The following is a 5,920-nucleotide window of genomic DNA, read 5'->3' as shown; positions in this document are numbered from 1 at the left end:
AAAGGACAGATGAAATGTGCGGGCAAAGACCCGTCGTCTGCTTCCCAGCAGTTTTACTCCCTTGTGTCATAAGCAATACTTATCATATCGACATTTCTCGTCCCGACACCCTTACTGCAACAGAACCCGGACAAGGGTTACGACGCACAGGAATTCATCGAGGCCTGCCGCGAGATGAAGGTCACACCGCACGTAGCGCAAAACACCTCGGGGCGGCGTTCGGCGGTGAACGATACGATTGCCTCGAGCGCGGGCTACGCCATTTCCTAGCAAAAGCGCAAGCTGATCGAACAAGGCTTTGGATGGGCGAAGACCGTGGGACGTATGCGCCAGGTGATGGTGCGCGGGTTGAAGAAGGTGGATCAGATGTTCGTGCTGAACATGGCCGCATACAACCTCGTGCGCCTGCGATCCTTGGCACAAGTCCGTCCGTAGTGACGGAAAACGCGGAAATGAGGCCGGGAATTGGCCTCAAAACGCTTAAAGGGACGGTGAATTCGCATTGAATCTGCACAATGCGAAAAATCTTGCGACGAGAGTCGCGTAATTGGAGCGGGGCCTCTTCAACTCGGGTGTACTTCAGCAGCCTGCTAGGCTCGCCAGCTCCGGGATTTCACGCAAATGGTCGGTAACGATCTGCGGGGTATCGGCTTTGAGCGCAGCACCCGCTTGAAAAGCGCCCACCGTTTGTCCGCAACCCAACATTTCCTACAACCGTCGGCCCGATTGGAGGAAATGCGTCACTGAACACGGAGATGGCCAGCCCCCGTTGACTAAGTCGTGCTCGTATGCAGCGCCAGCGACCTTGAGCCGTACGTCTACCTCGTGCACAGGCTCACTGAATGGCCACCGCGCAACCTGCTGCGATTTGTCCGAACGCGTACCGCTCCGCATCTCAAAACTCGCACCATCGCGGGCATTGAATTCGACTGCGGCCCAACGGGGTAGTTGTCGTTCGCATGAAGCTTCCCTGCCAGTACGGCCCCACGCCGTGCAGGCCCGCGAGCTCAAGCAGGCTGACCATCGTCTTGCATGCGTCGCGTTGTGACAGGCGGGCATCGAGTTGCTCCCAGGTTCTGCGGTAAGCCTAACGCGGGAACAGTGCGTCACGAATCGCGAGCCCCTTGAATGCCTGGGATTTGCGCTTCAGGGCGTCAATGAAGTGGCGGTAATCGAGCGCGTGGCGGTTGTCGTGCGCACGTGAGCCCCGAGCGGTGTGCTGTGGACCAGCACGCCGGACAGGTAACAGTCGAGCCGATCGCCGTAGATGCGCACGCTTATTCCTGCCTTCGCGGCCGCGAGTTCCTGCGGATGGTGCTTGCGCTTGTTTCGTCAACGACCGGCCAAAGTGGCGCCCCCCAGTGGTGCTGGCTCGACTTTTGCTATTTGTTTCTCGTGAGCCATTAGGAGGGGTTGAATGAGGATTGAACACGAAATCAGATCTCACGGTGCTGCAGTCACAGCCAGCGTTTTTTGCGCACGCCCTACACGGTCAGGAAGGCGCGCGTCACGGGGGGGTGACGCCCGCCGGCGGGACATCATGGAACCGCGAGGCAGTTCTGGGCGGCAATGGGCAGACTTGCATGGCTACGACCACGGCTGGGCCGTGCGAGGGCGTGCGCGTCGCGTTCTATCGGGCACAACACCTACGGAGGCAGCATGACCTGCATTGTGGCGCTGACAGATGGCAAGAAGGTTTACATGGGTGCGGATTCGGCGGGAGCGGGGGGTTGGTCCATCACCGTGCGCGCCGACCCCAAGATTTATCGGGTGGGACCGTTCCTGATCGGCTTCACCTCATCCTTCAGGATGGGGCAGCTTCTGGGCCATAGTCTGACCGTCGCGCCGCGCCCTGAGGGCACCGATGTGTTCGCCTTCATGTGCACGACGTTCATTGATGCGGTACGCGCGTGCTTTACCCGCGGTGGGTTCGCGCGCAAGGACCGCGAACACGAATCGGCTGGCACTTTTCTGGTTGGGTACATGGGGCGCATCTTCCACATTGACGACGATTATCAGGTTGGTGAATGCGCCGTGAACTTCGATGCCTGTGGTAGCGGCGAACAGGCGGCGCTGGGCTCACTGCATACCACCGCCGGTATGCCGATGCGGCCAGACGTCAGACTCGAACGCGCCTTGGCCGCGGCGGCCGAATTTTCAATGGGAGTCCGTGGCCCCTTCCGGATAGAAGTGATGGACGGCCAGATCGCTCAACGATCGAACGAAGAAGAGGTAAGCGACGTTTGATCTACCAGTCGCCCACTTACCACGAAATGGGTGATGGTTGAGCCGCTCTTCGTGCAATGCCAGTTCCAACAGCTCGCACTGGGCGAGCCGGTCTTCAAACGCGCGCCGACCATCACGCTCGACGGCTATGCCGCCTCGCACCGCGCGGTGCGCGAAATGAAGACCGATGGTCTGCTGCCTGAAGACACGAAGGTGCGGTCCTCAAAATATCTGATCAACGTGATCGAGCAAGACCATCGCCACATCAAGTCCAGAACGAGAACGTGATGCCTAGGTCAAGCGATTCTGGAGCGCCGCGACCACGATTTTCAGGAATCGAGTTGACGCATCATTCGCAAGGGGCAGTTCGATCTCGCAAAGCTCGGCCTCAAGCAGGCCGCTGCGCCCGCCGTATGGAATGCGGTCCTGTTTGATCGATAAGCCTTCCCACCTATATGAACTTTCTCAACCCGCTTACCTATTTGCACCAGAACCCGAGCCACCGTTCGACACCATACCGGGGATGGAATTTCGTCTCAAAAACCGAACCGTCCAAAAGTTCAATCGCCACTTACGGCACCCACCGGAGCAACCAGATCCATGCGAAGCATTTCCAAACACACCGCCGCGCTCCTTATCGCGGGCTACGCGACACTCGCTCACGCTGGTTTCCCGGAGGAGCCGGTCAAGCGTTTCGCAGCCGCTCAGGGTGCCAATATCCAGCCGCCGATCCCTGGGTTCTTGTCCGTCGTAAAGGGCAGTGAAGTCTTTTTTGTGCGTGACGACTTCCCTGTCCTGAACACTGGCAACGTCATCAATCTGCGGACGAAGCAGAATCTGACGCAGGCGCTCGAGCGGGCGAACAGCCCCACGATCGATGTTGCACAACTCAACCTGAAGGATGCAATCCGGTTCGGTAACGGTTCGCGAAAGCTCTACGTCTTTTCGGACCCCGACTGTTCTTATTGCCGACGCCTCGATGGCGAACTCACCGAGCTGAAGGACGTCACGATCTATATCTTCCCGTTCCCGCTCGCCCAGTTGCATCCGAACGCGCACGGCGTGTCGGAGGCAGTCTGGTGCCAGTCGGATCGGGCGGCAGCATGGACCAAATATCAAGACCTTGCACGTGATGGTTTTTCGGGCCCGCCGCTCGATGCGGACCCGGAAGCGGACTATAAAAAGCGCTCAGCGCGCCTGATCTCTTCATGGCGCGACTACCTTCACTCACGCCATCAGCCGGATCAGCCCACCTGCGATAACCCGATCGCCCGCAACCTCAGTTTCGGCGAGAAGTGGAATATTAGCGGCGTTCCGGCCCTGGTCTTCGAGGACGGAACCCTTGTCCCTGGTCTGATTCCCACTGCCCGCATCGAGGCGCAGCTGACCCAGTCCCACGCAAACCTGGCAGCATCCAAATGAGCACGCTCAAATTTCGCCTTCTTAGCGCCGTATGGCGCCCGGTCGCCATACGGCGCTGCACGCTAGCCTCGTCACGCTGGTCGCCACGACTGTCTTCATGATGCTAACAGCTGGTGACCTCGGTCCCTTGGCGCAGCTGATCATCGCCGCATCGTTCTATGTGATTTTCGCGGCGGTAGTAATCGAACTGGTTCTCGGGGGTTCTGGTGCAAATAGGTAAGCGGGTTGAGAAAGTTCATATAGGTGGGAAGGCTTATCGATCAAACAGGACCGCATTCCATACGGCGGGCGCAGCGGCCTGCTTGAGGCCGAGCTTTGCGAGATCGAACTGCCCCTTGCGAATGATGCGTCAACTCGATTCCTGAAAATCGTGGTCGCGGCGCTCCAGAATCGCTTGACCCAGGCATCACGTTCGTTCTGGACTTGATGTGGCGATGGTCTTGCTCGATCACGTTGTTCAGATATTTTGAGGACCGCACCTTCGTGTCTTCAGGCAGCAGACCATCGATCTTCATTTCGCGCACCGCGCGGTGCGAGGCGGCATAGCCGTCGAGCGTGATGGGTCTCCGGCGGCTGGCCCTGACGCTTGATGGCCTTGCTGAAAAAAGCTTTGGCCGCAGCCACGTCGCGTCGGGCTCTGAGCACGAAGTCCACCGTCTGGCCAGCCCGATCCACTGCCCGGTACAGGTAGACCCACCTGCCGCGAATCTTCAGGTAGGTCTCATCGACACGCCACGAGCGATCCGCAGGTGAAGCAAAGCGGTTCCAGCGTTTGACGAAATCGGATGTATAACGCCTCACCCAGCGCAGAATCGTCATGTGACCAGCGACAATCGCCGTTCGGCCATCATCCCGACCAGATCGCGAAAGCAGAGCTTGTAGCGCAGGTACCAGCGAACGCACAGGATGATCTGCCGATCAACATGGCGTCCGCCGAACAACCTCTCCGGACTCTTCAGTTTGCTCATCGCGGCTCGTCGGTTCGTTTTGTTCCGACAACTCCGACCCATTCGCCGGCCATATTTGCATCAGAGCCCAAATAGGTAGCGTGGTCGAAATAATCTTTATAGATCTGAATACCGTCACCTTTTATCATTGCACATAAAACGATAGACGCGGAGTGTCGCACTTACGACCTTCCGCGTCTTCATTGTCGACTTTGTTCGTCGCTTACAAACGAGGAATATCGATCCGCGCGCTTATCTGGCTGTTGGCACGATCATCGCTGTTCGATCCCGGGATCTTAGAGGTCCAGTTCCACACCTTCTGCATTTCAGAAGACGGGAGAACAGCATCCTCACGATCCGTGCATGACCAGCACACACTGCATTCACCTATGGCGTGGATAACACACGTACAGGTAATAGTGTATTTTCTTTTACATGTTTGGACAGTCCGAAAGGAAGGCACATGATGAGCGTTAGACGTGCGGCATCCCATTTTCTAACAACAGCCATCTTCGCGACCGCACTAACGATGGCGGGGCCAGTTCATGCGGCTGGAAAAAGTGGCGATGCATTCGTCGTACTGAAATACATCAGTAGCGTGCTCCGAAATGGTTCTCCAGATCCCAGCATGGAACACAGGGCGTTCTGCGCCAAGAAACTGAGCGAACCGGCCACTCACTATCACGACATGAAGGTCGCGACCAAGTACGACGTAGTCGGCGACGAGCAATCGGCGAAGTCGAACTTCCCTTCGCCTGTGAGCACCCAGCCGCAGGAGCTGACTGTCGATTTACATCCACTCGGGATTGAAGGGAAATATGCATTTGGAGCCTTCAGACCTTCGCCTGTTCCGGATGCCTACGTCCTCTTTTCCATGTCGCTGGAGTTCAAGGACCCAACGAGCACCTTCCTGATCATCAATGAGGACAAGCCCTTCAATTGCGTGATCTCAAGCGCCTCAGATCCCTTCACGCGGATCGAAAGCGGCAAGTTCGCTGTCGACTCGAAGTGAGACGTATTCTCGGCTCTGGTTTAGAGCGTTTGCGGGGCTGGCCATTCAGACCCGAGACTGCCGGAATGGCATCGAGCGTGGGCCCGAATGCCATCGAGTCGTGTCGGTTGGCGCCCGTGACCGTGATGGCCAGTGGAATGCCGCGCGCGTCTACAACGATGTGCCGTTTCGACCCGAGCTTTCTCCCAACAGATTGCGGGTTTCGGCCTCTTGCAACTCACGGATTTTTCGCGACATTCATGAGTGGGCGAAATGGGCGGGACCGTTGCGAAAAATGATGGTTATAAAATCATACGACGACGTATTATCATCA

Annotated in this window: 4 protein-coding genes and 3 pseudogenes; 5 read left to right on the top strand and 2 right to left on the bottom strand. The window is 57.6% G+C overall.

Features of this window, described 5'->3' with window-relative positions:
- Positions 1-129 precede the first annotated feature (129 nt).
- From AB3X89_RS38580 to AB3X89_RS38565, 4 genes and pseudogenes are all read left to right on the top strand, one after another.
- Positions 130-435, top strand: a pseudogene (locus AB3X89_RS38580) (transposase); the annotation flags it as partial.
- Between the two features lie 1,224 nt (positions 436-1,659).
- Entirely contained in the window at positions 1,660-2,247 is a 588-nt protein-coding gene (locus AB3X89_RS38575) for a hypothetical protein (RefSeq protein WP_368587862.1), read from the top strand.
- Positions 2,248-2,280: 33 nt separating this feature from the next.
- Positions 2,281-2,514 (top strand): DDE-type integrase/transposase/recombinase, encoded by a 234-nt coding sequence (locus tag AB3X89_RS38570; RefSeq protein WP_368587861.1) that lies wholly within the window; start codon positions 2,281-2,283, stop codon positions 2,512-2,514.
- 312 nt (positions 2,515-2,826) lie between these two features.
- The gene (locus tag AB3X89_RS38565; protein WP_368587860.1) at positions 2,827-3,648 is read left to right on the top strand and encodes a DsbC family protein; all 822 of its coding nucleotides are present in this window, start codon (positions 2,827-2,829) and stop codon (positions 3,646-3,648) included.
- Positions 3,649-3,901: 253 nt separating this feature from the next.
- Here AB3X89_RS38565 and AB3X89_RS38560 read toward each other — a convergent pair.
- Positions 3,902-4,616 (bottom strand): annotated as a pseudogene (locus AB3X89_RS38560) (IS6 family transposase).
- Positions 4,617-5,058: 442 nt separating this feature from the next.
- Between AB3X89_RS38560 and AB3X89_RS38555 the strand changes: the two are divergent.
- Positions 5,059-5,607, top strand: a complete 549-nt coding sequence (locus AB3X89_RS38555; protein WP_368587859.1) for a hypothetical protein — start codon at positions 5,059-5,061, stop codon at positions 5,605-5,607.
- A 25-nt stretch (positions 5,608-5,632) separates the two neighbouring features.
- On the opposite strand, the pseudogene AB3X89_RS38550 reads toward AB3X89_RS38555, so the two are convergent.
- Positions 5,633-5,794 (bottom strand): annotated as a pseudogene (locus tag AB3X89_RS38550) (transposase); the annotation flags it as partial.
- Positions 5,795-5,920: the final 126 nt, after the last annotated feature.

Origin of the sequence: Paraburkholderia sp. BR14320 (assembly GCF_040948665.1) — a bacterium.
Taxonomy (GTDB): Bacteria; Pseudomonadota; Gammaproteobacteria; order Burkholderiales; family Burkholderiaceae; genus Paraburkholderia; species Paraburkholderia youngii.
This window is presented reverse-complemented; position numbering and strand designations above follow the sequence as displayed.